This window comes from Gordonia sp. McavH-238-E (assembly GCF_022348225.1).
GTDB lineage: Bacteria > Actinomycetota > Actinomycetes > Mycobacteriales > Mycobacteriaceae > Gordonia > Gordonia terrae.
In genome coordinates this window covers 1-26,544 of record NZ_JAKRFE010000001.1, presented here as the reverse complement: position 1 = coordinate 26,544, position 26,544 = coordinate 1, and the positions used below count along the sequence as shown (strand labels likewise).

25 protein-coding genes are annotated in these 26,544 nt (G+C 69.5%); 1 reads left to right on the top strand and 24 read right to left on the bottom strand.

The genetic code is table 11. From position 1 onward, the window contains the following. Positions 1 to 49: 49 nt before the first annotated feature. The 18 genes from MHN80_RS00125 to MHN80_RS00040 form a co-directional block, all read right to left on the bottom strand. Positions 50 to 1,423 carry an RsmB/NOP family class I SAM-dependent RNA methyltransferase gene (locus tag MHN80_RS00125; RefSeq protein WP_239398587.1) on the bottom strand — a complete coding sequence of 458 codons (1,374 nt, stop codon included), beginning with the start codon at positions 1,421 to 1,423 and terminating at the stop codon, positions 50 to 52. After that, positions 1,420 to 2,382, bottom strand: a complete 963-nt coding sequence (fmt, locus tag MHN80_RS00120) for a methionyl-tRNA formyltransferase (protein WP_239398585.1) — start codon at positions 2,380 to 2,382, stop codon at positions 1,420 to 1,422. Before fmt ends, MHN80_RS00125 begins: the two co-directional genes overlap by 4 nt. Next, on the bottom strand, positions 2,383 to 4,347 hold the full coding sequence (locus MHN80_RS00115) for a primosomal protein N' (protein WP_004021984.1): 1,965 nt from the start codon (positions 4,345 to 4,347) through the stop codon (positions 2,383 to 2,385). Between the two features lie 64 nt (positions 4,348 to 4,411). Further along, positions 4,412 to 5,620, bottom strand: a complete 1,209-nt coding sequence (gene metK / locus MHN80_RS00110; RefSeq protein ID WP_004021985.1) for a methionine adenosyltransferase — start codon at positions 5,618 to 5,620, stop codon at positions 4,412 to 4,414. An 89-nt stretch (positions 5,621 to 5,709) separates the two neighbouring features. Beyond that, on the bottom strand, positions 5,710 to 6,981 hold the full coding sequence (gene coaBC / locus MHN80_RS00105) for a bifunctional phosphopantothenoylcysteine decarboxylase/phosphopantothenate--cysteine ligase CoaBC (protein ID WP_239398583.1): 1,272 nt from the start codon (positions 6,979 to 6,981) through the stop codon (positions 5,710 to 5,712). Between the two features lie 13 nt (positions 6,982 to 6,994). Then, positions 6,995 to 7,294 (bottom strand): DNA-directed RNA polymerase subunit omega, encoded by a 300-nt coding sequence (gene rpoZ, locus MHN80_RS00100; protein WP_004021987.1) that lies wholly within the window; start codon positions 7,292 to 7,294, stop codon positions 6,995 to 6,997. 41 nt (positions 7,295 to 7,335) lie between these two features. Then, the gene (gmk, locus tag MHN80_RS00095) at positions 7,336 to 7,965 is read right to left on the bottom strand and encodes a guanylate kinase (protein WP_180819267.1); all 630 of its coding nucleotides are present in this window, start codon (positions 7,963 to 7,965) and stop codon (positions 7,336 to 7,338) included. A gap of 40 nt (positions 7,966 to 8,005) precedes the next feature. After that, positions 8,006 to 8,320 carry an integration host factor, actinobacterial type gene (gene mihF / locus MHN80_RS00090; RefSeq protein ID WP_004021989.1) on the bottom strand — a complete coding sequence of 105 codons (315 nt, stop codon included), beginning with the start codon at positions 8,318 to 8,320 and terminating at the stop codon, positions 8,006 to 8,008. A 507-nt stretch (positions 8,321 to 8,827) separates the two neighbouring features. Continuing rightward, entirely contained in the window at positions 8,828 to 9,658 is an 831-nt protein-coding gene (gene pyrF / locus MHN80_RS00085; protein WP_239398581.1) for an orotidine-5'-phosphate decarboxylase, read from the bottom strand. Continuing rightward, complete coding sequence (gene carB, locus MHN80_RS00080; protein WP_239398579.1) at positions 9,655 to 12,990, bottom strand: carbamoyl-phosphate synthase large subunit; 3,336 nt, start codon at positions 12,988 to 12,990, stop codon at positions 9,655 to 9,657. Before carB ends, pyrF begins: the two co-directional genes overlap by 4 nt. Then, positions 12,990 to 14,177: a glutamine-hydrolyzing carbamoyl-phosphate synthase small subunit gene (gene carA, locus MHN80_RS00075; protein WP_004021992.1), complete on the bottom strand. Its 1,188-nt coding sequence runs from the start codon at positions 14,175 to 14,177 to the stop codon at positions 12,990 to 12,992. The genes carB and carA overlap by 1 nt, the downstream gene beginning before the upstream one ends. Next, positions 14,174 to 14,848, bottom strand: coding sequence for a hypothetical protein (locus MHN80_RS00070; RefSeq protein WP_239398577.1), 675 nt, complete (start codon positions 14,846 to 14,848; stop codon positions 14,174 to 14,176). Before MHN80_RS00070 ends, carA begins: the two co-directional genes overlap by 4 nt. Next, the gene (locus MHN80_RS00065; RefSeq protein WP_239398575.1) at positions 14,845 to 16,170 is read right to left on the bottom strand and encodes a dihydroorotase; all 1,326 of its coding nucleotides are present in this window, start codon (positions 16,168 to 16,170) and stop codon (positions 14,845 to 14,847) included. Before MHN80_RS00065 ends, MHN80_RS00070 begins: the two co-directional genes overlap by 4 nt. A 31-nt stretch (positions 16,171 to 16,201) precedes the next feature. Next, positions 16,202 to 17,152, bottom strand: a complete 951-nt coding sequence (locus MHN80_RS00060; protein WP_239399250.1) for an aspartate carbamoyltransferase catalytic subunit — start codon at positions 17,150 to 17,152, stop codon at positions 16,202 to 16,204. Next, a complete protein-coding gene (gene pyrR / locus MHN80_RS00055; protein ID WP_033203415.1) occupies positions 17,152 to 17,736 on the bottom strand; it encodes a bifunctional pyr operon transcriptional regulator/uracil phosphoribosyltransferase PyrR in 585 nt (194 codons plus the stop codon). Before pyrR ends, MHN80_RS00060 begins: the two co-directional genes overlap by 1 nt. A 118-nt stretch (positions 17,737 to 17,854) precedes the next feature. Next, positions 17,855 to 18,331: a transcription antitermination factor NusB gene (gene nusB / locus MHN80_RS00050; RefSeq protein ID WP_004020881.1), complete on the bottom strand. Its 477-nt coding sequence runs from the start codon at positions 18,329 to 18,331 to the stop codon at positions 17,855 to 17,857. A 3-nt stretch (positions 18,332 to 18,334) separates the two neighbouring features. Next, a complete protein-coding gene (efp, locus tag MHN80_RS00045) occupies positions 18,335 to 18,898 on the bottom strand; it encodes an elongation factor P (protein ID WP_004020880.1) in 564 nt (187 codons plus the stop codon). A 21-nt stretch (positions 18,899 to 18,919) separates the two neighbouring features. Next, a complete protein-coding gene (locus MHN80_RS00040; RefSeq protein WP_239398573.1) occupies positions 18,920 to 20,029 on the bottom strand; it encodes a Xaa-Pro peptidase family protein in 1,110 nt (369 codons plus the stop codon). Between the two features lie 96 nt (positions 20,030 to 20,125). Here MHN80_RS00040 and MHN80_RS00035 point away from each other — a divergent pair, with 96 nt between their 5' ends. Then, positions 20,126 to 20,656, top strand: a complete 531-nt coding sequence (locus MHN80_RS00035; protein WP_004020878.1) for a B-4DMT family transporter — start codon at positions 20,126 to 20,128, stop codon at positions 20,654 to 20,656. A 40-nt stretch (positions 20,657 to 20,696) separates the two neighbouring features. Here MHN80_RS00035 and aroB read toward each other — a convergent pair whose 3' ends face one another. The 6 genes from aroB to mltG form a co-directional block, all read right to left on the bottom strand. After that, positions 20,697 to 21,812: a 3-dehydroquinate synthase gene (gene aroB, locus MHN80_RS00030; RefSeq protein WP_239398571.1), complete on the bottom strand. Its 1,116-nt coding sequence runs from the start codon at positions 21,810 to 21,812 to the stop codon at positions 20,697 to 20,699. An 11-nt stretch (positions 21,813 to 21,823) separates the two neighbouring features. Next, positions 21,824 to 22,372 (bottom strand): shikimate kinase, encoded by a 549-nt coding sequence (locus tag MHN80_RS00025; RefSeq protein WP_004020876.1) that lies wholly within the window; start codon positions 22,370 to 22,372, stop codon positions 21,824 to 21,826. After that, positions 22,369 to 23,577, bottom strand: a complete 1,209-nt coding sequence (aroC, locus tag MHN80_RS00020; protein ID WP_004020875.1) for a chorismate synthase — start codon at positions 23,575 to 23,577, stop codon at positions 22,369 to 22,371. The genes MHN80_RS00025 and aroC overlap by 4 nt, the downstream gene beginning before the upstream one ends. 51 nt (positions 23,578 to 23,628) lie before the next feature. Further along, entirely contained in the window at positions 23,629 to 24,033 is a 405-nt protein-coding gene (locus MHN80_RS00015; RefSeq protein ID WP_239398569.1) for an A24 family peptidase, read from the bottom strand. 86 nt (positions 24,034 to 24,119) lie between these two features. Continuing rightward, the gene (locus MHN80_RS00010; RefSeq protein ID WP_239399248.1) at positions 24,120 to 24,980 is read right to left on the bottom strand and encodes a shikimate dehydrogenase; all 861 of its coding nucleotides are present in this window, start codon (positions 24,978 to 24,980) and stop codon (positions 24,120 to 24,122) included. A gap of 23 nt (positions 24,981 to 25,003) precedes the next feature. Next, on the bottom strand, positions 25,004 to 26,544 hold a 1,541-nt coding region (gene mltG / locus MHN80_RS00005; RefSeq protein ID WP_239398567.1), incomplete at its 5' end, for an endolytic transglycosylase MltG.

The following is a 26,544-nucleotide window of genomic DNA, read 5'->3' as shown; positions in this document are numbered from 1 at the left end:
GTCCGGCCGCGGTCGCGGACTACGCGGGGGCCCGTTCCGTGATGGGCACCTAGTCCCGCGTCAACGCCGCCAGGAACATGGCGTCGGTGCCGTGGACATGTGGCCAGAGCTGTACGTGGGGGCCGTCGCCCAACAGGTCTGGACCCAGCTTGCCCACCGTCACCAACGGGCGGGCATCGAGTTGGCGCACGCCGTCGACCGATGCCACCACGTCGGCCACCACCGCGGTCGTCTCGGCCGGGTGTGGCGAACACGTCGAATAGACCACCACACCACCGGGCTTGACCAACCGCAGGGCTTCGGTCAGCAGTTGCTGCTGGAGGACGACGAGTTCGTCGACGTCGGCAGCGGTCCGGCGCCACCGGGATTCGGGGCGTCGGCGCAGCGACCCCAGCCCCGAGCACGGGGCGTCGAGCAGGATCCGGTCGTAACCAGCATCGAGCCCACTGGACCGGGCGTCGGCGACATGGATGGTCACCGGCAGGTCGGACACGACCTTGCGGATCAGGCCGGCACGATGCTCGGACACCTCGACCGCATCGAGTCGGGCACCGTCGATCTCGGCGAGCGAACCGATGAGCGCGGCCTTTCCGCCGGGGCCGGCGCACATGTCGAGCCATCGACCGCCGTCGTCGGCGACCTCCGCCACGGTCACCGCACGAGCGATCAGCTGACTGCCCTCGTCCTGCACGCCCGCGTACCCCTCGCGAATCGCGGCGACGTCGCCGGGATCGCCGCCCGGCAGGTAGACGCAGTACGGGGAGAAGTCGCCGACCTCGCCCTCGCTGGTCAGAGCGAGTTCCTCGGCGGTGATGAGACCGGGACGCGCCACGAGATGCACCGGCGGTCGCTCGTCATCGGCGGCCAGCGCAGCCTGCAGTTGTCCCGCCGAACCGCCGAGCGCATCGCGGAACACCTCCGCGATCCATCGCGGATGCGCGTACTGGAAGGCGAGATAGCCGACGAGATCGTCGGCAGGTGACGGAGCGAGCTCCTCCACCCACATGTCCTCGTCCTTCTGCGATACCTTGCGCAGCACGGCATTCGCGAAACCCGACGGCCCCATTCCGTTCTCGGAACGCACCAGATCGACCGACGTGGACACCGCGGCGTGCGCACCGACCCTCGTCCGCAACAGCTGATAGGTACCCAGGCGCAAGACGTCGAGAACCGTGCCGTCGATGTCGGCGGCGGGCCGTTTCGCGGCGGCCGAGATCACCGCGTCCAGCAAACCCTGTGCTCGCGCCGCACCGTAGGCCAGTTCCGTGGCGAAGGCAGCGTCGCGTCCTTCGATTCTTCTGTCCCGCAGCATCTTCGGAAGAACGAGGTTGGCGTAGGCGTCGCGTTCGCGCACTGCGCGCAAGGTGTCGCGGGCCGCCACGCGGGCGGGATCGAGATCCTTCTGCCGGAACTTCCCGCTCATCCCAGTACCGTCCCGTCGGTCAGACGCGCGCCGCGGGCCCAGTCGGGCGCGGGCATCGGCTTCTTTCCGGGCGGTTGCACGGTGCCCAGTGTCACCGGCTGCGAGCCCGTTCCGACGAACACCGCCTTCTTGCTGACCGCGAGAGCACCGGGCGCGAGTGAACCGTCCCGCACCGCCTCGGGCAGGCCGGGATCATCGGTCGACGACACGATCGACACCGGCCCCACCTTGATCCGCGCGTCGTCGAGACTCGTCCACGGTCCGGGGGCGGGGGTGTACGCGCGGATCAGTCGATCGATGATGTGCGCCGGCAGGTCCCATCGGACCTTGGCGTCGTCGACCTCGATCTTGGGCGCGTGGCTCACGCCGGCCGTGGGCTGTGGTTCGGGGGCGAGTTCGCCGGCCTCCAGGCCGTCGAGGGTGGACAGCAACAACCCGGAGCCGGCATCGGCCAGCCGTGCCAGGAGGTCGCCGCTGGTGTCGGTGGGCCGGATGGTCTCGGTCAGCACGCCGAAGACCGGGCCGGTGTCGAGGCCCTTCTCGAGCCGGAACGTGCTGGCGCCCGTCACCTCGTCGCCGGCCGCGATGGCGGCCTGGACCGGAGCCGCACCGCGCCAGGCGGGCAGCACCGAGAAGTGCAGATTGATCCAGCCGTGTCGCGGGAGGTCGAGCAGTCCGGGTGGTACGAGCCCGCCGTAGGCCACGACGGCGCCGCAGTCGGGAGCCCAGCGCCGGAGCACGTCGTCGACCTCCGGCTCGGACAGCCGACGCGGGGTGATCACCTCGAGCGAGTGCTCGTCGGCGAGCAGGCCGACGGGAGACCGCATCACCTTGCGGCCGCGGCCGGACACCGCATCGGGACGGGTGATGACCCCGACGACCTCATGAGACGGCGAGTCGATGAGGGCCTGCAACGACGGCACGGCGACCTCGGGGGTCCCGGCGAAAACGATGCGCATTCATCCGATCGTAGGCGGGTCGATCTGCACCCGGATCGGCCCGGTCTGCCGATGCGTGTTCCGGCGGACCTGGCCCGCGACGAGCGCCTCCGCGAGGAACCGTCCGTCCTTACGCGGCAACCGCACCAGAATTCGATCCATCTCGTCATCTGCCGCGGCCTCCCAGTCAGCGCTTCCGGCGGGGGGTCGCACTCCTGGAGGTAGGGGCACGGGTCCGAGAACGTCCGCGTCAGTGGGCAATTCGAGATGCTCGACGAAGTCCGTGATCACCCCGGTCGGCCCGTCGACCGAGGCCATCGTGACGGCCGGCGGAAAGCCGAGTTCCACCCGCTGCCGCAACTGGATCGACGCGAATCCCACCGGGTCCCAACGGATCAGCGCTTGCACGGGAGCGAGTGACGAGTCGGCGACGATCACCACCCGACCGCCATCGCCGTGCGGCGTGACCATCGCGGCGAGCGCCATCCAGCGCCGGACCGCGTGCTCCTCGGCGCGCAGGTCGGCACGGTCGAGCTGCGCCCAGGTGTCGACGACGACCGCCGCGCCGTACCCGCCCGGAGCCACTGGTTCGGCGCCCGGTGTCGCGACCACGAGCCGCGCACCGGGTTCGATCTCGTCGAGGATCGTGTCGCCCCCGCTGGTCAGGACGGGCACACCGGCGAACGCGCGACCCAGCTCCTCGGCCGTCCGGCGGGCACCGGTCACCGTCGCCCGCACCGAGGTGTTGCCGCACTCCGGGCAGCGGAAGGATCGTTCGGGGCGCCCACACCATCGGCAGCTCAGCCGCTGGTCGGCGTCGAGTTGGAGGGGACCGTGACAGGCGCGGCAGCGCGCGTGTTCCCGGCAGCGCGTGCACGCCAGCGACGGCACATACCCGCGCCGCGGGACGCTGAACACCACCGGACGATCGGCCGCGAACGCCGAGCGTGCCGCGTCGAACGCGACTTCGGGGATACGTGCCGACCTCGCCATGGGGTCGCGTGCGATCTGGCGGTCGTCGTCGGAGATGGCCTGGACGCGTGGGCTGCGGCCACGGACGGTCGCGCGATCGGCGACGAGATCGTGCGCCCAGCCCGACGCGACCAGCGCCTGGGCCTCGGCGGTCCGGGCGAAACCGCCGAGCAGCAGGCCGCATCGCTCGTGGTGCGAGCGCAGCACCGCAACCTCGCGGGGGTGCGGATACGGCGCCCGCGGGTCCGACATGCTGTCGTCGCCGTCATCCCACACGACGACGAGGCCGAGATCGGCGACCGGCGCGAACACCGCGCTGCGGGTGCCGATCACCAGTTGCGCGGCGCCCCGCCGCACGGCCAGCCACCTGCGATAGCGCGCGGTGGGTCCGAGACCGGCCGACAGCGCGACACCACGATCGCCGATCAGCGGCTCACACTCCGCCCATACGCGATCGAGATCCCGCTGATCGGGGACGATGAGAATGCACCCGCGCCCGGACGCGAGCGTCGCCGCGGCGAGCTCGGCGAGACGACGTGGCCAGTCCTCCCCCGGCAGGGCCTGCCAGACGGCGCGCGGATGGCCGTCGACGAGATTCTCGACGTAGGAATCGGCGAGCGGATACCGATGCCAGTCGGCGAGCTCGGGCGTCTCCACGACGGAAGTCGGCTCTGGAGTCGTCTCCTTCTCGGTGCGCGCGTGCCGCGGCGGGATCGCCAGACGCACGACGTCGCCCATGGTCCCCGCATACCGATCGGCCACGGCGCGACACAGCGTCGCCAGTTGCGGGGTCAGCACCGGTTCCGCGGACACGACACGGTCGAGCCATCCCAGCTTGCCGGGGTGATCGCTCTTCTCGATGCGATCGAGAAGGTAACCGTCGACGAGCCGGCCGGAGAATCGCACGCGGACGCGCACGCCGGGCTGCGCGGCCTCGTCCTGGTCGGCGTCGATCAGGTAGTCGAACGGCCGGTCGAGATGCGCGAGTCCCAGAACAGGCAGAACACGGGCCACCGGCAGCTCAGCGGCCGGGACCCGTGCTCCTTTGGGTGTCAGTGAGAGTACTTCCGCAGAGGGTCTACAGACCCGCGGCGGCCCGCAGCTTCTCCGCGCGGTCGGTCCGCTCCCACGGCAGGTCGACGTCGGTGCGGCCGAAGTGGCCGTAGGCAGCGGTCGGCGCGTAGATCGGGCGCAACAGGTCCAGGTCGCGGATGATCGCGAGCGGACGCAGGTCGAAGTTCTCCTTGATGACGCGCTCGATGACGGCCGGATCGACCTTCTCGGTGCCGAAGGTCTCGACGAACAACCCGACCGGTGCGGCCTTGCCGATGGCATAGGCGACCTGGACCTCGATGCGGTTGGCGAGCCCCGCCGCCACGGCGTTCTTGGCGACCCAGCGCATCGCGTAGGCGGCGCTGCGGTCGACCTTCGACGGATCCTTGCCGGAGAACGCGCCACCACCGTGGCGGGCCATGCCGCCGTAGGTGTCGACGATGATCTTGCGACCGGTCAGCCCGGCGTCACCCATCGGGCCGCCGAGGACGAACTTGCCGGTCGGGTTCACCAGGAGGCGGTAGTCGGTGGTGTCGAGCGTCGGCAGGTCGATCTCGGCGAGTACCGCGTCGACGACCTGCTTCTTGATGTCCGGGGTGAGGAGGTTGTCGAGGTCGATGTCGGCCGCGTGCTGCGTCGACAGGACCACGGTGTCCAGACGAACCGGCGTGTCACCGTCGTACTCGATGGTGACCTGTGTCTTGCCGTCCGGGCGCAGGTACGGCAGCGTGCCGTTCTTGCGCACCTCGGTGAGGCGGCGCGACAGGCGGTGGGCCAGCGCGATCGGCACCGGCATGAGCTCGGGGGTCTCGTTGGTGGCGTAGCCGAACATGAGGCCCTGGTCACCGGCGCCCTGGCTGTCGATCTCGTCCTCCGAGATGCCGCTGCGGCTCTCGTGCGAGTTGAAGACGCCGCCGGCGATGTCCGGGGACTGCGCACCGATGGCGACGTTCACGCCGCATGACGCACCGTCGAATCCCTTCGTCGAGGAGTCGTAGCCGATCTCGAGGACCTTGTCGCGCACGATCTTGGGGATGTCGGCGTAGGCGGTGGTGGTGACCTCGCCGGCGACGTGCACCTGCCCGGTGGTCACGAGGGTCTCGACCGCGACACGCGCCTTCGGATCGTCGGTGAGGATGGCGTCGAGAATCGAGTCGCTGATCGCGTCACAGATCTTGTCGGGGTGTCCCTCGGTGACGGATTCGCTCGTGAACAGGCGTGACGAGGTGGTCATCAGATCCTCTCGAGATCTACGCGCGTCGGTGGTCGACGCGCCGCTGGCAGTGTCGGCCAGGTCCGACTGGCCGGGTGAATACATCCAACCTAATCGGTCGGTCGAGCTCCTCGACCATCAGGCACCAGTTGGCGCACTTCGTCAAGTATCCGGCTCGACATGAGTGTTTTCGACCCGAAGGGCAATGCGGTCTCGTCGCCGGTGGCGGCGAGCAACCAACCGGTGTTGTCCTCGGTCCCGAAGGCCTTGCCGTCGCCGACGGCGTTGACGACGAGCAGGTCACAGCCCTTGCGAGCGAGTTTTGCGCGACCGTGGTCGAGGACTCCGCCCGTCTCGTCGCCGGTCTCGGCGGCGAAGCCGACGATCACCGTCTCGCGGGGGATCCGGCCCTCGTCGCGGGCGGTGACCAGCCCGCGCAGGATGTCGGGGTTGGTGGTGAGTTCGATGGGCGCCGGGCCCGTGTCGCCCTTCTTGATCTTGGCGTCGGCGACGGCGATCGGGCGGAAGTCCGCGACCGCGGCGGCCATGATGACGACGTCGGCGTCGGCCGCGCGCTTGGTCATCTCGTCGGCGAGTTGTTCGGCGGTCGAGATCCGCACGATCGACACACCGGCCGGGTCGCCCGGGTCGGCGGTGGACCCGGCGACGACGGTGACGCTCGCACCGCGTTGCGCAGCGGCGCGGGCAAGCGCGAAGCCCTGCTTGCCGGAGCTGTGATTGCCGAGGTAGCGGACCGGATCGAGTGGTTCTCGGGTGCCGCCGGCACTGATGAGCACCCGGACCCCGGCGAGGTCGTATGGGAGTGCATCGGACCGGGCGAGGAGCAGTTCACCGATCAGTGCGATCTCCTGCGGGTCCGGGAGGCGGCCGCGGCCGGAGTCGGTACCCGTCAGGCGCCCCGACGCCGGGGTCATCACGACCGAGCCGTGGGACCGGAGCGTCGCCACATTGGCCTGCGTGGCGGGGTGCTCCCACATCTCGGTGTGCATGGCCGGGACGAACAGCACCGGACAGCGGACGGTCAGCAGCGACGCGGTCAGCAGATCGTCGGCGCGTCCCTGGGCGGCGCGGGCCATGAGGTCGGCGGTGGCCGGGGCGATGAGGACCAGGTCGGCACCCTGCCCGAGGCGGACGTGGGCGACCTCGTCGACATCGTCGAACACGGTCGTGGAGACGGGATTACCGCTCAGCGCCTCGAAGGTCGCCTTGCCGACGAACTCGAGTGCTGCCGGCGTCGGCACGACACGGACGTCGTTGCCGGCCTCGGTGAAGTGCCGGATCACCGAACAGACCTTGTAGGCCGCGATCCCGCCGCCGACGCCGATCAGGACGCGACGCCGGGTTCCGGTCGCTGTCGTCATCAGGGGGCCGGGACTATTCGCCCTCGGTGTGCTCGAGCAGGTCGGAGTGGATCTCGCGCATGGCGATCGAGAGCGGCTTCTCCTGGAGGCCGGGCTCGACCAGCGGGCCGACGTATTCGAGGATGCCGTCGCCGAGCTGGTTGTAGTAGTCATTGATCTGGCGTGCACGCTTGGCCGCGTAGATCACGAGCGCGTACTTCGACGACGCGCGATCGAGCAGGTCGTCGATCGGCGGATTCGTGATGCCCAACGGCGTGTCGTAGGCCGGTGCGTCGGCGATCTCGGTGATGTCGAAATTGGTCGGGGTGCTCACACGAACTCCTGCGTCGAGGTCTGGGTGTCGGAAAGGGCCGGTCAGGTCGCGGATGCGGCCGGCTGTTCAGGTCCGACCAGCAAGGATACCAACTGATCGGCTGCTCGGTCGACTTCGCTGTTCACGATGACGTGGTCGAACTCGTCCTGAGCGGCCATCTCGGTGCGTGCGGTGGCCAGTCGGCGCTCGATGGCCTCGGGCGTCTCGGTGGCCCGGCCGGTCAGTCGGGACACGAGTTCGTCCCAGCTCGGCGGTGCGAGGAACACGGTGACCGCCTCGGGGAGTCGAGCGACGACATTGCGTGCGCCGACCAGGTCGACCTCGACCAGAACCGGCTTGCCGGCCTCCAGTGCGGCCAGGACCGGGGCGATCGGGGTGCCCGAACGCTGCAGGCCGCCGTGGATCTCGGCCCACTCCAGGAGCTCGTCGGCGGCGATCATCTTGTCGAAGTCGGCGGCGGAGACGAAGTGGTAGTCGCGGCCGTCGACCTCGCCGGGCCGCGGATCGCGGGTCGTCGCCGACACGCTGAAGTAGACATCGGGCATCGCGGCGCAGACCTTGGCGACCACGGTGGACTTGCCGACGGCCGAGGGGCCGACCAAAACGATCAGTCGACCCCTCGTGCGTCCGGTTCCCTCGCGGTCCGGGCGGTTGTTCACCGTCCGGACCACGGGTTCGTCCCGCTGCCGTATTCGGTTCGCTTGCTCACGCTCAGGAGCTGAACTTCTCGAGCAGAGCCTTGCGCTGACGGTCGCCGAGACCGCGCAGGCGGCGGGTCGGGGCGATCTCGAGCTCGGTCATGATCTCCTGCGCCTTGACCTTGCCGACCTTGGGCAGGGCCTCGAGCAGGGCCGAGACCTTCATCTTGCCCAGGATCTCGTCGTTCTCGGCATCCTTGAGCACCTGCTGGAGATCGGTGCCACCGCGCTTGAGGCGCTCCTTGAGCTCCGCGCGGACACGACGAGCGGCAGCTGCCTTCTCCAACGCAGCGGCGCGCTGCTCATCGGTCAACTGGGGAAGGGCCACGGGGTTCCTCCGTCTTTCGTTCTCGAGTGGGACTGCATCGTTCGCCCAGAAGGGCGTCCGAGGCGCTGTTGCCGTGCGACCGCGGCTGGATCGCCATCGCCGGCCTGTCAGCCGGGTGTGCACCCGGCCGACGCCATCAAATGTTGGCGGCGAATGCGACCGTACCGACGTGAGCAGGCATTTGCGAGTGCGACCCCCCGTTTTCGCGATCTTTTCTCATGTTGTAGGGCTCTCGGTGCGTTCACGCGGGCACAGCGCCGATTCACTGTTCGTGCCATCGCCCTGACTACGTGTTTTGCATCATCACCGCAGGTCAGCGCGGCATCGCGCAGCCAGCGGTTCGCTAGCAACGCGAAAGACCCGCGTCCGGACCCCGGACGCGCTGATACGCGTGTGACACGAGTGGTGTGACCTGAATTTCTGCGATTGAGGTGGGGGGTCGCGCGTGTCGCGCCGTCCGGGGGGCCGGCGGACGTGCGGGTGACGGGCAGGCCCGCCACCGGTGTCTCAGCCCAGCGCGGCCTCGACCTCGTCGCGAGTCCTGACGAACGCGTCGCGCAACGAGGTCGGGTCCGGCCCGGCGCGAAGAACCCCGCGAGAACTGGCAGGCAGCACCCAGGCCGGATCGGCGCCGTCGAACACCACGGGCAGATCGGCGGCCGTGGCACCCTGGGCGCCCAGACCGGGCGCCAGGATCGGGCCGCGTAGATCCGCCAGATCCAGGCCGTGCTCGCGGGTGGCTCCGACGACCAGACCGACCGTCGCGGTGCCGTCAGTGTTCTCGGCGGCGGCGGCATCGACGATCGACTGAGCGACCGTCTGCTCCCCCGCTCGCGCCCGCTGGATGTCGCCGCCCTCGGGGTTGGAGGTCCGCGCCAACACGAACACTCCCCGGGAGCCCTCGCGAGCGAGGTCGAGCGCGGGGCGGAGGGACTCGTAGCCGAGGTACGGCGACGCGGTCACCGAGTCGGCGCACAGCGGCGACGACTCCGACAACCACGCCTGCGCGTAGGCCGCCATCGTCGATCCGATGTCACCGCGTTTGGCGTCGGCGATCACCAGCGCACCCGCATCCCGGCAACCCGCGATGACCCGCTCGAGCACCGCGAAACCGGCCGCGCCGAACGGCTCGAAGAACGCGACCTGAGGTTTGATCACCGCGGCCACCGGCCCGAGCGAATCGACGCAGATGTCGGCGAAGCGGGACAGGCCGTCGACGGTGACCGGCAGCCCCCACTCCTCGAGCAGCGCCCCGTGCGGATCGATCCCCGCACACAGACGCCCGCGCTCGGCGACCACACGTGCGTAGCGGTCTCCGAACCCGGACGCGTCGATCACGACCGGCCGGCCAGGTCGGCGTGCCGATTCTGCAGTGACCGCACCCCGATGTCTCCGGTCATCGCGGCCTCGATGCCCTGCACGGCGGCGGAGGCCCCCTGCACGGTGGTGATACACGGGATGTTGACCGACACCGCCGCGCTGCGGATCTCGTAGCCGTCGACGCGCGGACCGGAGTTGCCGTACGGGGTGTTGATGACCATCGTCACCTCGCCGCCCCGGATGATGTCGACGATCGTGCGCTGCCCCTCGGCGGCCTCGAAGTGCTTGCGCACCGTCTCACACTTGATCCCGTTGCGCCGCAACACGTCCGCGGTGCCCTCGGTGGCCAGGATCTCGAATCCGAGGTCGGCGAGGTGCTTGACCGGGAAGATCAGCGCCCGCTTGTCCTTGTTGGCCACCGACACGAAGATCTTGCCGCTGGTGGGCAGAGACCCGTAGGCGGCGGTCTGCGACTTGGCGAAGGCGCGCCCGAAGTCGGCGTCGATGCCCATGACCTCACCGGTCGACTTCATCTCGGGGCTGAGCAGGTTGTCGACGCCGCTTCCGTCGTGTCGCCGGAACCGGTTGAACGGCAGGACCGCTTCTTTCACCGAGATGGGTGCGGTGGCCGGGGCCTCGCCCCCGTCGCCGGTGGCCGGCAGGATGCCCTGCTCGCGCAGGTCGGCGATCGACGCGCCGAGCATGACCCGGGCACATGCCTTGGCCAGCGGCACCGCGGTCGCCTTGGAGACGAACGGAACCGTCCGGCTCGCACGCGGATTCGCCTCGAGCACGTAGAGGATGTCGTCCTTCAGCGCGTACTGGACGTTGAGCAGCCCCTTCACGCCGATGCCCTTGGCGAGCGCCTCGGTCGAGGAACGCACCATCTCCAGATCGGCGCGCCCGAGAGTCACCGGCGGCAACGCACAGGCGGAGTCACCGGAGTGGATACCGGCCTCCTCGATGTGCTCCATCACGCCGCCGATGTAGACCTCGTCACCGTCGCACAGGGCGTCGACATCGATCTCCACCGCATCCTCGAGGAACCGGTCGACCAGCACCGGGTGATCCGGGGTCAGCTCGGTCGCCCGAGAGATGTAGTCCTCCAGGGACTTCTCGTCGTAGACGATCTCCATGCCGCGTCCACCGAGAACGTACGACGGCCGGACGAGCACCGGATAACCGATCCGTGCGGCCGTGTCGCGCGCCTCGGCGAAGCTCGTCGCGGTGCCGAACGCCGGTGCCGGTAGCCCGGCAGCGGTGAGGACCTTGCCGAACTCACCGCGGTCCTCGGCCAGGTCGATGGCGGCCGGACTGGTGCCGACGATCGGTACGCCGGCCTCCTCGAGCCGATGCGCCAGTCCGAGCGGGGTCTGTCCGCCGAGCTGCACGATGACTCCGGCGACCGTCCCCGACTGCGACTCGGCGTGGTACACCTCGAGCACGTCTTCGAAGGTCAGCGGCTCGAAGTACAGGCGATCGGCGGTGTCGTAGTCCGTCGACACGGTCTCCGGGTTGCAGTTGACCATCACGGTCTCGTACCCGGCCTCCGACAGCGTGAGCGCGGCGTGCACACACGAGTAGTCGAACTCGATGCCCTGTCCGATGCGGTTGGGGCCCGACCCCAGGATCAGGACCTTCTCCCGATCGGTCTGCGGTGCGATCTCGCTGGTCGCCGCCGGATCGAGCTCGTAGCTGGAGTAGTGGTACGGCGTCTTCGCCTCGAACTCGGCCGCGCAGGTGTCCACGGTCTTGTAGACCGGACGCACGCCCAGCTCGATCCGATGCGCGCGCACGGCCGCCTCGTCGGCGAAATCCGTGCGCAGCGCGGCGATCTGACGGTCCGAGAAGCCGGTCGACTTCGCCTCGCGGAGCAAAGCCTCGTCGAGGGTGTCGGCATCGCGCAGCTCTGCTCCCAGAGCGGCGATGCCCCCGATCTCGGCGAGGAACCACGGGTCGATCGCGGTGGCCTCGTAGAGGTCCTCGATCGTCGCGCCCGCGTCGAAGGCCAGCATCAGCTTGTACAGCCGACCGTCCTTCGGGGTCCTGATGTCCTCCAGCAGCGCGGGCAGGTCGACCGTGGCCGGGTCCGGGCGGTTCGGCTCGGCCCAGAATCCACCGGCCTTCGTCTCGAGCGAGCGCATGACCTTGCCGAGCGCCTCGGCGAAGCTGCGGCCGAGGCTCATCGCCTCACCCACCGACTTCATGGTGGTGGTGAGCGTGTCGTCCGCGCCCGGGAACTTCTCGAACGCGAACCGCGGAGCCTTCACCACCACGTAGTCGAGCGTCGGCTCGAAGCAGGCCGGGGTCTCCTTGGTGATGTCGTTGACGATCTCGTCGAGGCTGTAGCCGATGGCCAGCTTGGCGGCGATCTTCGCGATCGGGAAGCCGGTGGCCTTCGACGCCAGTGCCGACGACCGCGACACGCGCGGGTTCATCTCGATGACGACGAGCCGGCCGTCGCGCGGGTCCTGCGCGAACTGGATGTTGCAACCGCCTGTGTCGACGCCGACCTCGCGGAGGATGTCGATGGAGAGGTCACGCATGATCTGGTACTCGCGATCGGTCAGCGTCATCGCCGGGGCGACCGTCACCGAGTCGCCGGTGTGTACGCCGACCGGGTCGAGATTCTCGATCGAGCAGACGACCACGACGTTGTCGCGGTTGTCGCGCATGAGCTCGAGTTCGTATTCCTTCCACCCGAGGATCGACTCCTCGATGAGGACGTTGGCCGTCGGCGACGCGGCCAGGCCGCCGCCGGCGATGCGGTCGAGGTCCGCGTCGTCGTAGGCCATGCCGGAACCGAGGCCGCCCATGGTGAACGAGGGTCGGACGACCACCGGGAAGCCGAGTTCGGCGACGGTGTCGCGCACCTCGTCCATGGTGTGGCAGACCCGCGACCGGGCGCTCTCACCGCCGACCTTCTCCACGATGTCCTTGAACATCTGGCGGTCCTCACCACGCTGGATCGCGTCGAAGTCGGCACCGATCAGTTCGATGTCGTACTTCTCCAGCGAACCCCGATCATGCAGTGCGACAGCGGTGTTCAGCGCTGTCTGCCCGCCGAGGGTGGCCAGCACCGCGTCGATGGGATGTCCGGCGTCGCGTTCGGCCTCGATGACCTTCTCCACATACTCGGCCGTGATCGGCTCGATGTAGGTCGCGTCGGCGAATTCCGGGTCGGTCATGATCGTCGCCGGGTTGGAGTTCACCAGGGACACGCGCAGGCCTTCGGCCTTGAGCACACGGCACGCCTGGGTCCCGGAGTAGTCGAACTCGCAGGCCTGACCGATGACGATCGGCCCGGACCCGATGACCAGGACGTGGTTGATGTCTTCGCGGCGCGGCATCAGGCACTCGCTCCTTGGTTCTTGGTCTTGCGGGACTCACGGTCGCCCTCGAGCAGGGTGACGAACTTGTCGAACAGATACGCGGCATCGTGGGGGCCGGCCGCCGCTTCCGGGTGGTACTGCACGGAGAAGGCGCGACCGGAGAGCAGTTCGACGCCCTCCACGGTGCCGTCGTTGGCGCAGACATGGCTGACGCGGGCGCGGCCGAAGTCGGAGTCGAACTCCTCCCCCGCCTCACCTTCTAGTGCGAAGCCATGGTTCTGCGAGGTGATCGAGACCTTGCCGGTGGCGTGGTCGACGACCGGGATGTTGATGCCGCGGTGTCCGAACTTCATCTTGTAGGTCGAACGGCCGAGCGCGCGGCCCAGGATCTGGTTGCCGAAGCAGATGCCGAACAGCGGGATGTCCCGGCCGAGAACCCCGCGGGTGAGTTCGACGATGTCGTCGGCGGTGGCCGGGTCGCCGGGACCGTTCGAGAGGAATACGCCGTCGGGCTCGAGGTCGGCGATCGCGTCGAGCGCGACCGTCGCGGGCAGCACATGGGTCCGCACTCCGCGTTCGGCGAACATCCGCGGCGTGTTCGTCTTGATCCCCAGATCGATGGCGGCCACCGTGAAACGGTGCTGATCGAGGGGTTCGACGACGTAGCCGTCGCTGGTGGTGACCTCGTCGGCCAGCCGGGCGCCCTTCATGTCCGGCTGATTGCGGACCCGGGCGACGAGTTCGTCGGTGTCGGCCAGGGCCGGACCGGAGAAGATACCGGCCTTCATCGAGCCGTGGTCGCGGAGGATGCGGACGACGGTGCGGGTGTCGATGCCGCCGATGCCGACGACGCCCTGGCGGTCCAGCTCCTCCTCCAGGGAGGTCGTCGCACGCCAGTTGGAGACGCGTCGGGTGGGGTTGCGCACGGCATAACCGGCGACCCAGATCTTCCCCGAGTCACCGTCGACGCCGGTGCTCCCGGCGCTACCGGTGCTCTCGCCGTCCTCGGTGTTCCAACCGGTGTTACCGATCTGCGGCGCGGTGGCCACCACGATCTGCCGGTGGTAGCTCGGATCGGTCAGGGTCTCCTGATAGCCGGTCATCGCGGTGCAGAACACCGCCTCGCCAAGGGTCTCGCCGACTGCGCCGTAGCTCCGGCCGGTGAACACCTGACCGTTCTCCAGCACCAAGACCGCTGTGTTCATTCCTGTGCCCCTTGTCCCTGTGGACCGTGTCCACTGTCATGCGTCCCCGCGAAGGCGTTCACCCAGCCGGGGTAGATCGATTTGTCGTCGGCGCGCACCCCGGAGTCGATCTCGGTTCCGCTGGGCAGGACCCAGCGGATGGCGAGGACGCCGTCGGCGGTCATCACCTTGCCCGCGATGCCGCGCTCCGTCCGGACCGCGGTGACCGACTCGCGCGGAATCCAGATGTCACTCGCACCCTGGCGCGCGATGAGGACGCCTGTCTCGAATTCGGTCAGCACCGACGACGCACGATCACCGATGTCACCGACTGTCACCCGGTTCTGCCAGCTCGGCGCGACGGTGCTGCCGAGGTAGAGGCCGGTGTCCGGGCCTCGGAGCACTGTGCCCGGGTCGGCGGGGATCGTCGGGAGGGCGCCGATGAGGTCGGCCTGCGCCGCGGTCTTCTTCCGGTTCCCCGTCACCAGCAGGTAGAACACCGAGAGGATCCCGATGGCGAGCAGTGCGACGACGCCGATGAACCATGCGTTGAAGACGATCTTGCCGTATCCGAGCAGCGAGGCGATCACCGAGGCGACGACCAGGACCGCGAGAATCCCCGGGATCAGTCCGCGCCTTGTCCTCGCGGGTCTGGTTCGGCCCGCTCGCTTCGCTCCCGGCGCCGGGGTCATCGGGTCACCTGCCCGTCGCGAGCGGTCACCACACCGCGCAGCACGGTCGCGGTGATCGTGGCGGGCATGGTCATCGCTTCGAACGGGGTGTTGTCCGACAGGCTCGCCAGGTCGGGACCATGGACCACCCAGGACGTGTCCGGATCGACAACGGCGAGGTTCGCGGGTTCACCCACCTCGATCGGACGGCCCTGATCGGTGAGTTCGACGATCTGCGCCGGTCGCTCGCTCATGACCCGCGCGACGCCGCGCCAGTCCAGCAGGCCGGGCTTCACCAGGGTCTCCACGATGATCGGCAGTGCCGTCTGCAGGCCGAGCATACCGGGCCTGGCCTGGGCGAATTCGCAGCATTTCTCCTGCGCGGCGTGCGGGGCGTGGTCGGTGGCCACACAGTCGACGATCCCCTCGGCGAGCGCCTGCCGCAACGCCTGCTTGTCGCGGACCTCGCGCAACGGCGGATTCACCTTGTTCACCGGGTCGTAGGTGTGCAGGACCGAGTCGTCGAGGAGCAGGTGGTGCGGGGTCACCTCGGCGGTGATCGCGATCCCCTGTTCCTTCGCCCACCGCAACAGTTCGACGGTGCCCTCCGTGGAGGCGTGGCAGATGTGGATACGCGCCCCGGCATCGCGCGCGAGGAGGGCGTCGCGGATGACGATGGACTCCTCGGCGGCGCGCGGCCAGCCCGCCAGGCCGAGACGCGAGGCCGTCGGCCCTTCGTTGGCGACCGCACCGACGGTCAGCCGCGGTTCTTCGGCGTGCTGGGCGATGAGGACCCCGAGCCCGGTGGCGTATTCCAGAGCACGACGCATCAGCAGCGGATCGTCGACGCACTTGCCGTCGTCGCTGAACATCCGCACGCCCGCGGCGCCGGCCGCCATCATGCCCATCTCGGCGAGCTGCTTGCCGCCGAGACCGACGGTCACCGCGCCGACCGGGTAGACGTCGACGAGCCCGACCTCGCGCCCCGACCGCCACACGTTGTCGGTGACGGTCGAGTTGTCGGCCACCGGGCTGGTGTTGGCCATCGCGAAGACGGCGGTGTAGCCGCCGAGCGCCGCGGCTGCCGAACCCGAGCGGATCGTCTCGGTGTCCTCGCGGCCCGGCTCACGCAGGTGGGTGTGCAGGTCGACGAAGCCGGGCAGGAGCACTCCGCCCTTGCCGTCGATCACCTCGGTCCCCTCGGGTGCGGTGACCGCCGAGCCCAGCTCGCTGATGACACCGTCGACGACGAGGACGTCGATCGGGTCTCCCTCGCCGTACGGGCGGACGGCTCTGATGAGAACGGACCCGGTCGGCGGTACGGATCCGGTTGTGGCGCTCACTGTCCAACTCCTGCAATGGTTGTGAGGGGGGTCATAGGTGGGCTCCCGCGGAATCGGAACCCACGAGCAGACGGAACAGGACCGCCATCCGGACGTGCACGCCGTTGCGGACCTGTTCGAGCACGGTGGCCTTGGGCGAATCGGCCACCGAGTAGCCGATCTCCATGCCGCGCAGCATCGGTCCCGGATGCAGGACGACCGCGTCATCGTGCAGCAGAGACAGTCGGCGGTCGTTCAGCCCGAACCGGACCGAGTACTCGCGGGCACTCGGGAAGAACCCGCCGTTCATGCGCTCGGCCTGGACCCGGAGAATCATGACGGCGTCGACGGCGGGGAGTTCGGCGTCGAGGCTGCCGGAGACGCTCACCGGCCACTGCTCGACCCCGACCGGCAGCAGGGTCGGCGGTGCGACCAGCACGACCTCGGCTCCGAGTGTCGAGAGCAGATGCGCATTGGACCGGGCGACACGGGAATGGATGATGTCGCCGACGATGGCGATGCGCCGACCGTCGAGTGATCCGAGGCGCTGGCGCAGGGTCAGCGCGTCGAGGAGTGCCTGCGTGGGATGCTCGTGCGTGCCGTCCCCGGCGTTGATGACCGCAGGGCCGTCACCGTCGGGAGTCGTCGTCCAGTCGGCGATCTGGGCCGGAGCACCCGAGGCCGGGTGCCGGACGATCAGCGCGTCGGCGCCCGCGGCGTGCAGGGTCTTGGCCGTGTCGCGCAGCGACTCCCCTTTGCCCGCAGAGGAACTCGAGGCGCTGACGTTGATGACGTCGGCGCTCATCCACTTGCCCGCGACCTCGAAGGAGACCCGGGTACGGGTCGAGTTCTCGTAGAACACGGTCATCACCGTGCGCCCGCGCAGTGTCGGCAGCTTGCGCACCTCGCGCCCGGTGAGCGCCTGCTCGAAGCGCTCGGCGTCGTCGAGGAGAGCGGTGGCATCGTCGCGGCTGAGGTCCTGCGTCGACAGCAGATGCCGCATCACGAATCACTCTCCGCCGCAGCCGAACTCGATGCCGACGCAAGGACGACCTCGTCGATGCCGTCGTGCTCGACGAGATGGACCGAGACCTGCTCGTCCCGGGCCGTCGGGATGTTCTTGCCGACATAGTCTGCGCGCAACGGGAGTTCGCGATGACCGCGGTCGACGAGGACCGCGAGCTGGACGGCCGCGGGACGACCGAGATCGCGCAGGGCGTCGAGCGCGGCGCGCACCGTCCGGCCCGAGTAGAGGACATCGTCGACCAGGATCACGATGGCGTTGTCGACGCCACCCGCGGGCACCATCGTCCGCTCCAACGGACGGTGCGGCTTGCCGCGCAGATCGTCGCGGTACAGCGTGATGTCGAGGTAACCCACCGGCACGTCGACACCCGCGAACTCACCGATCTTGGCACCCAGCCGGGTGGCGAGAGATGTTCCGCGAGTGGGGATTCCGATGAGAACGACGCGGGGTGCGTCGGGCGAGTCCAGAGCAGTCTTCTCGATGACCTGGTGCGCGACACGAGCAATCGTGCGCGACACGTCGGCGGCATCGAGCAGCACCCTGGGAGCGGGGCTGGCCAAAGCCGACCTCCTTCTCCGCCTCGCAGGACGGATCGTTAAAGGATGTCTGTCTCGCGACACTCTACACCGGGCGGCGACGCCGACGAATTCCCGCGACGTACGCCACACCCGGTGCGGATCAGTTCTGCTCCGGCCGTCCGGGTGCGGGTTCGGCGGACGCGGCCGCCCGGACCTGGGGAGCGAGTTCGGCGATCTTGGCCAGCACCCCGTTGACGAAGGCAGGCGAGTCGTCGGTGGAGAGTTCCTTGGCGAGCTCGACCGCCTCGTCGACGACCACGATCGTGTCGACGTCGAGCGAGTTGAACAGCTCCCAGGTCGCCAGGCGCATGATGGCGCGGTCGACGGCAGGGAGCCGTTCGAGGGTCCAGTCACGCAGATACGACGAGATGACCGCGTCGATCTGGGACTGATCGTCGGCCAGTCCCTGGATCACGGTCGCGGTGTAGTCGTGGATGGAGCCGACGCTCTCGTCCGATCGGACGTACTCGCGTCGTTCGGTGACCAGCTGGGCGGGACTGACGCCCTTGGCCTCCGCCTCGAAGAGGAGGTCCACCGCGCGGCGTCGGGCCTTGTGTCGGGTTCCGGGTTGTTTCACAGGTCAGGAGTTGACGCGGCCGAGATAGCTGCCGTCGCGCGAATCGACCTTGAGCTTGTCCCCGGTGTTGATGAACAGCGGCACCTGGATCTCGGCTCCGGTCTCCAGCGTGGCGGGCTTGGTCCCGCCGGTGGAACGATCGCCCTGCAGGCCGGGATCGGTCTGGGCGACGATCAGCTCGACGGTGACCGGCAACTCGACGAACAGCGGATTGCCCTCGTTCAGCGAGACCTGCACGGTCATGTTCTCCAGCAGGAAGCGCGCGCCGTCGCCGACGGTGGCCGGCGGCAGCGAGAACTGCTCGTAGTCCTGCGCGTCCATGAACACGTAGTCGGTGCCGTCGTTGTAGAGGAAGGTCATGTCACGACGGTCGACGGTCGCGGTCTCGACCTTCACGCCCGCGTTGAAGGTCTTGTCCACGGTCTTGCCGCTCAGCACGTTCTTGATCTTGGTGCGCACGAACGCGGGACCCTTGCCCGGCTTCACGTGCTGGAACTCCTGGATCTGCCAGAGCTGGTCGTCCATGCGCAGCACGAGGCCGTTCTTGAAGTCGGCGGTGGATGCCATGTGGTTTGTGTTCCCTTGCAGTCAGATGACGGTGAATGTCTTGTCGGTGGCGGTCAGCAGGTCGGGGTCGCCGTCGGTGACCACCAGTGTGTCCTCGATCCGGACCCCGCCCCATCCGGGCAGGTACACACCGGGCTCCACGGTGACCGCTGCACCGCATGGCAGTGTACCCGCCGCGAGTTTGCCGATTCCCGGCGCTTCGTGGATCTCCAGCCCCACCCCGTGGCCCAGGCCGTGCACGTAGTGCTCCCCGTGCCCGGCGCGGTCGATCACGTCGCGCGCCGCCGCGTCGACCGAACGGAGGTCGGCGCCGGGGGTCAGCGCCGCCCGGCCGGCGGCCTGCGCGGTCTCGACGAGCTGGTAGAGGTCACGCTGCCACGACGCGGCGCGCCGCAGGACGAAGGTCCTGGTCATGTCCGAGTGGTACCCGCCGACGACGGAGCCGAAGTCGATCTTGACGAGGTCGCCGTCGGCCAGCGCGGTGTGCGTCGGCCGGTGATGCGGGATCGCGGAGTGGGCGCCGGCCGCCACGATGGTCTCGAACGCGATCCCGTCGGCCCCGAGGCGGTACATCTCCCATTCGAGGGCCCGCGCGACCTCGCGTTCGGTCGTCCCGGCCCGCAGGACGCCGTCCGCGATGATTTGCGCCAGGGCCGCATCCCCGATCGCGCACGCCGCCCGGAGCAGCTCGATCTCCCCCGGCTCTTTGACGGCCCGGAGGTTCTGCACCAGACCCGACGTGCCGATCAGTTCGACCCCGGAGTCCCCGACGGCGGCGGAGAGTGCCCGGTGCCCGGCCACGGTCTCGGTGTCGGACTCGAAGCCGATTCGATCGGCCCCGCCGGAGCGGGCGTGATCGACGAGGGCCCGCGCCACGGCGCGTTCGATGATCGGTTCGACGTCGGGCACCTGCTGGGCGACCTGGGTGAGATAGCGGCCGTCGGTGGCGATGCGGTCACCCGCCGGGTCGTCCGCATCGATCAGCACAGCGGCATTGGAGCCGGTGAAACCCGTCAGATAGCGGACGTTGACGAGGTCGGAGACGACGAGGAACGAGACCGGGTCGTCGGCGGCCCGCAGTTCGGTACGCAACCGGGCGCGACGCCCGGCCGTGTCATGGTTGATCGGCACCCCCGCCACGCTACGGCGGGCACCCGAACCGCGCGAACCGGACCACTTCGACCAGGTGTGTCCGCTGTCACCAGCACCGTGCGTAAGATGACGCGCATGTCTTCGTGGTTGGTGCGCGGTCTGACGATGACCGCAGTTCACGTCCTCGCCCGGGTGTTGCTCGGATTCGCAGTGGTCCAGGCGCCGCTGAACTCCACCGTCTGGCGCACCATCGCGATCGCCGTCGTCGTCCTCATCGCCCTGCTGTGGGGTGGTTACGACGGCATCCGTGACGCGCGCGCCAACCCGGACCCCGACGACTACGAGGACCTCACGGTGCGGTGGCTGCAGGCCGGTGTCCTGGCCGGTGTCCTCGCCGGACTGATCTCCTGGATCCTCGGCACGGTCGTCCTCGCCGGGATCGGGCAGGCCAGCCTGTTCGTCGAACTCGTCGCGGGTGCGTCGTTCACCGCGCTGCTCGTCTTCGTCCCGGCCTTCGTCGGCGCGGCCATCGGCCGCTTCCTCGTGCGGCGCGACCAGAACAAGGGCGCCGCCGACGACGACTGGTCGGTCCACGAGGATCGCTCGACCCATCACGAGGACGGCATCCCGGCCGACGCGGACGCGCCGACCCAGCGCATTCGCTGAGTCGGCGCAAGGGTGACCGGCAGCTGACTGAGCGTCGGGCCTACAGCAGCACCGACGTGCTCTTCGCCGCCGGGCCACCCGCCACCGCGGAGTAGGCGGCCGCGATCAATCCGGGGTCGGGACCCTCGAGACGACCCGGCTTGGCCAGGCCGTCCAGGACCACGAAGCGCAGAACGCCCGAGCGGTTCTTCTTGTCCCCCGCCATGCCCTGCAGGAGATCGGCGAACGCGTCGGGGTCATACGTCGTGGGGAGCCCGACGAGATCCAGGATGGTCTTGTGCCGATCCGCGGTCGCATCGTCGAGGCGGCCGGCCAGGCGCGAGAGCTCGGCCGCGAACACGAGGCCCACCGACACCGCAGCGCCGTGACGCCACCGGTAGCGCTCCCGCCGCTCGATCGCATGTCCCAGGGTGTGGCCGTAGTTCAGGATCTCGCGCAGCGACGACTCCTTGAGATCGGCCGACACCACATCCGCCTTCACCTGGACCGAGCGCCGGATGAGATCGGGCAGCACCGGCGACGTCGGGTCGAGGGCGGCCTCGGGATCCGCCTCGATGATGTCGAGGATGGTGGGATCGGCGATGAACCCGGTCTTGATGACCTCGGCGAGTCCGGCGACGATCTCGTTGCGCGGGACGGTCTCCAGGGTGCCGGTGTCGATGAGCACGGCGTCGGGTTCGTGGAACGACCCGACGAGGTTCTTGCCGGCCTCGGTGTTGATGCCGGTCTTGCCGCCGACGGCGGCGTCGACCATCGCCAGCAGCGTCGTCGGGATGTGGATGACCCCGATGCCGCGCATCCAGGTGGCCGCGACGAAGCCGGCGAGATCGGTGGCGGCGCCACCGCCGAGGCTGATGACCTTGTCGTTGCGCTTGAGGCCGATGCGGCCGAACACCTCCCAGCAGAAGGACGCGACCGACAGGTCCTTACCGGCCTCCGCATCCGGGATCTCCACGCGATGGGCGTCGAATCCCTTGCCCGCCAAGTACTCTCGAACCTGCTCGGCGGTCTTGGCCAGCGGCGGCTGATACAGGATCGCGATGCGGTCGGCGCCCTGTGCCGCGACGGCCACCTCGCCGAGGAGTCCCCGGCCGATGGTCACGTCATAGGGCGCGCCGGCGTTGACCCGGATGGCGATGGGTTCGGTTTCGGACATTCTCGGCTTCCTCACATCAGTTCGCGGGCGAGTCGGACGACGACGGCGTCGGCAACCGTGTCGGGGTCGGCATCGGCATCGACGTCGAAGGTGCACACCGCCTCGTAGACGGCCGTCCGCCCGGCCAGCAGTTCGGCATATCGGGCGGCGGGGTCGGCGGTCGCCAGCAGTGGGCGGTCGGTACCGGACACGCGTTCGTATCCGCGCTCGGGCGAGACCCGCAGGTACACGACGCGCTGATCGGTCAGTGCGTCGCGCACGCCTGCGGTCGTCACCGCACCGCCGCCCAGCGACACCACCCCACCGTGGTTGTCCAGGACATCGGTGACGACGTTCTCCTCGATCGTCCGGAACGCCTCGACGCCATCGGATTCGAAGATCTCCGGGATGCTGCGTCCGGTGCGGCGGACGAGCTCGACATCGGTGTCGATGAAGTCGACACCGAGCCGGTCGGCGAGCACGCGGCCGACCGTGGACTTACCCGCCCCCATGAAACCGATCAGCACGGCCGCCGGACGACGACCGGTCGTCGCACGCGTCGGGGTCGGGGGCTGGGTCATGCCCGGGGCGGACGCGCGTCGACCGCGGCCCGGTAGGCGGCGAGGTTCGCGGCGGTCTCGCCGACCGAGTCACCGCCGAACTTCTCCAGGGCGGCCTGGGCGACGACGAGTGCGACCATCGCTTCGGCGACCACGCCCGCCGCGGGCACGGCGCAGACGTCGGAACGCTGATGGATCGCGCTGGCCGTCTCCCCCGTCGACATGTCGATCGTCGACAGTGCGCGCGGCACCGTCGAGATCGGCTTCATGGCGATGCGCACGCGGAGGTCCTCGCCGTTGGTCATGCCGCCCTCGAGCCCGCCCGCGCGGTTGGTCGAGCGCAGTACGCCGTCGGCGCCGGGCACCATCTCGTCGTGGGCCTCGCTGCCGCGACGGCGCGCGGTGGTGAATCCGTCGCCCACCTCGACGCCCTTGATGGCCTGGATGCCCATCAGCGCGGCCGCGAGCTTGGCGTCCAGGCGGGTTTCACCGCTCACGTGCGAGCCGAGCCCGACCGGTACCCCGGTCGCGACGATCTCGACGACGCCACCGAGCGTGTCGCCGTCCTTCTTCGCCGCCTCGATCTCGGCGATCATCGACTTCTCGGCATCGGCGTCGAAGGCCCGGACCGGGCTGGCGTCGATGGCCTCGAGGTCGGAGATGCGCGGCGGGGGGCCGACATAGGGATCGCTCGCGCCGATCGAGATGACATGGGAGACGACGTCGATGCCGAGCACCTGACGGAGGAAGTTGCGGGCGACCGTGCCCGCTGCGACGCGGGCCGCGGTCTCTCGCGCGCTGGCACGCTCGAGCACCGGCCGGGCGTCGTCGAAGCCGTACTTGAGCATGCCCGAGTAGTCGGCGTGGCCGGGCCGGGGACGGGTCAGCGGCGCGTTGCGCGCGCTGCCCTCGAGCTCGGCCTCGTCCACGGGGTCGGCGGCCATCACCGTCTCCCATTTGGGCCACTCGGTGTTGCCGATCTCGATGGCGACCGGACCGCCCATGGTCTGACCGTGGCGGACCCCGCCGAGCACGGTGACCTTGTCGGCCTCGAACTTCATCCGCGCTCCGCGGCCGTAGCCGAGCCGGCGGCGAGCCAGTTGCTCGCCGATGTCGGACGAGGTGACCTCGACACCGGCCACCATGCCCTCGACGATGGCGACCAGGGCGGGGCCGTGGGATTCTCCGGCAGTTATCCAGCGCAACACAGTGGTCGATTGTTCCATGCGGCCGTGCCCCGTCCGACGGCGGCGCCGCCGAATCACGGGTAGCACGCGTCACAGCAGACCGGCGACGACGATCGTCGCGGCGACGAGCGCCGGCCCGTGCGGATGCGCGGCGGTACCGGCCGGCTCCCGGCGGGCCACTCGGTCGGCGAGTACCACGCCCACCGCGATGAGCGACGCGAGTGTGACGACGAGAAGCGCGGCGCCCCAGTCGAGGGCGAGCGCACCGCACGCCGCGGCGAATTTGACGTCCCCGCCGCCGCACCATCGCCTTCCGAACGCCAGCGCGTACGGGGTCGCGGCCGTCAGGACGGCCACCGCCACCCCCGGGTGGACCATGCACGCGCCCATGGCACCGCAGATCCCCGGCCAGACGAGCGTATTCGGGATCCGGCGGGTCTCGGCGTCGGTCACCGCGACCACCGACAGCCACACCAGTATTGCGCATTCACCCATCCGCCGAGCATGACGCGGGACCGACGCATCACCGCACCTCTGTCCACACGCCATTCGTCGTGTGGACGACCTCGAACGTCGCGGCGTCAGTCGGCGGTGAGGGCCTCGATCATCGCCTCGCGGGGTGCGGGGAGCCCGGTGAAGAGTTCGACCTGCCGGAACGCCTGGTTCACCAGCATGACCAGACCGCCGACGACGGTTCCGCCGGCCGCACCGACCGCCGTCGCGAGCGGCGTCGGCCAGGGGTCGTAGATCACGTCCACGACCTTGCGGGCCTGAGCCAGCGTCGACGCCAGTCCGGCGGCCGCCTCGGCGGGCACGGTCGACACGACGACGGCGGAGTCCCGACACCGGCGGTCCAGGGCCTCGGCGGGTTCGAAGGGCAGGACCTCGCCACTCAGGCCCAGCCGTTCACAGAGGTCGAGGACGGGCGCGGCGCGGCCGGCGTCACGGGCGACGACCACGACGTCGGTGACGCCCGCGCCGGCGAGGGCCATGATCGTCGGCAGGGCCGTCCCGCCCGCCCCGACGACCACGGCGAGGGGCGTGGTCCCGGACGCGATGTCGGCGCCGACCGCGAGATCGGTGAGTGCACCGGCCATTCCGTCGATGTCGGTGCAGTCGGCGCGCCATCCGGACGGCACCCGCACGAGGGTGTTGGCCGACCCGACGAGCTCGGCGCGCTCGGTGCGCTCGGCCGCGAAGTCGAGGGCCGCCCGCTTGTTGGGCATGGTGACCGAGAAGCCGATGAAGTCGGCGTCGGCGCCGGACACGATCTCGGGCAGACGATCGGCGGTGCACTCGATCCGGTCGTATCGCCAGTCGGCCAGCCCCAACGCCCGGTAAGCGGCCAGATGGATGCGCGGCGAGCGCGAGTGGGTGATCGGCGAACCCAGGACCGCGGCCCGGCGGTGAGCGCCGTACGGGGAGCGGATGTCGGCGGGCATGGTGTTCACGGCGGGTCCGCCGGTCACTGACCACATCCCGTGGCCACCAGCTTGTTACGGCAGGCGACCTCGCGATTGCGCTTGTGGTCTTCGAAGGTGTTGGCGAACAGCGTCGTCCCGGCGGTGTCGACCGTGACGAAGTACAGCCATCCGCCCGGGGCCGGGTCGAGCATCGCCTCGAGGGCCGGTACGCCGACCGCCGCGATCGGTGTCGGCGGCAACCCCTTGTAGCGGTAGGTGTTCCACTCGTTGTCGTTCTTGTAGGCCTCGCCGTGGACGTCGATGTTCGTGATGTCGGCGGTGTAGTTCTGCGTGGAGTCCATCTGCAGCAACTGGTCGCGGTCGAGTCGGTTGCGGATGACCCGCGCCACCTTCGGCGCGTCCTCGACGTGACGGACCTCGCGCTCCACGATCGACGCCGCGATGAGGGTCTCGTACGGCTCGAGCCCGGAGTTGTTGCGGTCCAGCAGCCCCCACTGCTCGAACATCGCCCCGCTCTTGGAGATCATCTCCTGCAGGATCTGTGTGGCGGTGTGATCGGGTTCGACCCGCTCCCAGGTGGTGGGCGCGATGAGTCCTTCGATCCGCCGGTGGTCGCCCGTCATCGCGGCGACGTTCTGGCGGGCCCACTCGGGTACGCCGAGCTCCTCCGGGGTGGCCTGCGCCGCGGCCTTCTCGAGGTCGGCGACGGTCACCCCCTCCTGCTGTCCGTTGACCGAGAACGACGTCGCGTTCTCGATGAGCTGGAAGATGCCCGGGGTGACCTTGCCGTCGATACCCGTCTTCGAATCGAGCTGCAGTCCCGGCGGGATCACCACCCGCCCGACCCGGTGTTCGGCACCGTCGTCGGTCAGCATCTCGACGGCGGTGGTCGCCGGGATCTGGGTGCGCATCTTGTACAGCCCACCCGACATCGGCTGTCCGCCTGCGGCATCGACGAAGGCGCGCACGCTGCCGACCACGTCGGCGTCGACGAGGATGCGGCCGAAATCGGCGAGTGTGGAGTTGTCCGGGATGTCGACGACCACATCGCCGGCACCCGCCGCGTTGGTGTAGTCCTTGCGCGACTCGAGCAGGCCCGTGGCGCGCACGCCGTAGTAGCCGACGCCGGTGATGAGCGCGAGCATGAAGACGATCGCGAGAGCCAGCACCGCACGACGTCTACCCCGGCTGCGCGTGCGGCGCGGAGCACGGCGCGTCTGCGGCTCGGACTCGGTGTCGTCGACCCCGGCCCACCAGTCGTCGGGCTCGTCGGCACCCCGGCCCGACGCCGCGGCCGCCGGAGCGGGGTCGCGAACCGGACGTGCGCTCTCGACAGGGGGGCCGTACCGCGAGTCGTCGTATGACTCGTCGGCGTAGCGATCCTGCTCGTATCCGGCGGGTTCGTAAGCGACTGGAGCAGAACGGAATCCGTCGTCGCGGGACCGGCGGACGGGCGGCTCCGGGGCAGGCGGCTCCGGGGCGGGCCGCTCGGGGGCCGGCGGACGAGCCATCATGGCATCGGTGTCGGGCTGCGGCGGCGCGGGGCGCGGCGCGACCGGCGGCGGGGTCGGCGTCTGTCCCG

Coding starts and splice junctions, on each gene's coding strand:
- MHN80_RS00125 (WP_239398587.1), bottom strand. CDS start 1,423: ATGAGCGGGAAGTTCCGGCAGAAGGATCTCGATCCCGCCCGCGTGGCG.
- fmt (WP_239398585.1), bottom strand. CDS start 2,382: ATGCGCATCGTTTTCGCCGGGACCCCCGAGGTCGCCGTGCCGTCGTTG.
- metK (WP_004021985.1), bottom strand. CDS start 5,620: ATGACCACCTCGTCACGCCTGTTCACGAGCGAATCCGTCACCGAGGGA.
- coaBC (WP_239398583.1), bottom strand. CDS start 6,981: ATGACGACAGCGACCGGAACCCGGCGTCGCGTCCTGATCGGCGTCGGC.
- carB (WP_239398579.1), bottom strand. CDS start 12,990: ATGCCGCGCCGCGAAGACATCAACCACGTCCTGGTCATCGGGTCCGGG.
- carA (WP_004021992.1), bottom strand. CDS start 14,177: ATGAACACAGCGGTCTTGGTGCTGGAGAACGGTCAGGTGTTCACCGGC.
- MHN80_RS00070 (WP_239398577.1), bottom strand. CDS start 14,848: ATGACCCCGGCGCCGGGAGCGAAGCGAGCGGGCCGAACCAGACCCGCG.
- MHN80_RS00060 (WP_239399250.1), bottom strand. CDS start 17,152: ATGCGGCATCTGCTGTCGACGCAGGACCTCAGCCGCGACGATGCCACC.
- efp (WP_004020880.1), bottom strand. CDS start 18,898: ATGGCATCCACCGCCGACTTCAAGAACGGCCTCGTGCTGCGCATGGAC.
- MHN80_RS00035 (WP_004020878.1), top strand. CDS start 20,126: ATGTCTTCGTGGTTGGTGCGCGGTCTGACGATGACCGCAGTTCACGTC.
- aroB (WP_239398571.1), bottom strand. CDS start 21,812: ATGTCCGAAACCGAACCCATCGCCATCCGGGTCAACGCCGGCGCGCCC.
- MHN80_RS00025 (WP_004020876.1), bottom strand. CDS start 22,372: ATGACCCAGCCCCCGACCCCGACGCGTGCGACGACCGGTCGTCGTCCG.
- aroC (WP_004020875.1), bottom strand. CDS start 23,577: ATGGAACAATCGACCACTGTGTTGCGCTGGATAACTGCCGGAGAATCC.
- MHN80_RS00015 (WP_239398569.1), bottom strand. CDS start 24,033: ATGGGTGAATGCGCAATACTGGTGTGGCTGTCGGTGGTCGCGGTGACC.
- MHN80_RS00010 (WP_239399248.1), bottom strand. CDS start 24,980: ATGCCCGCCGACATCCGCTCCCCGTACGGCGCTCACCGCCGGGCCGCG.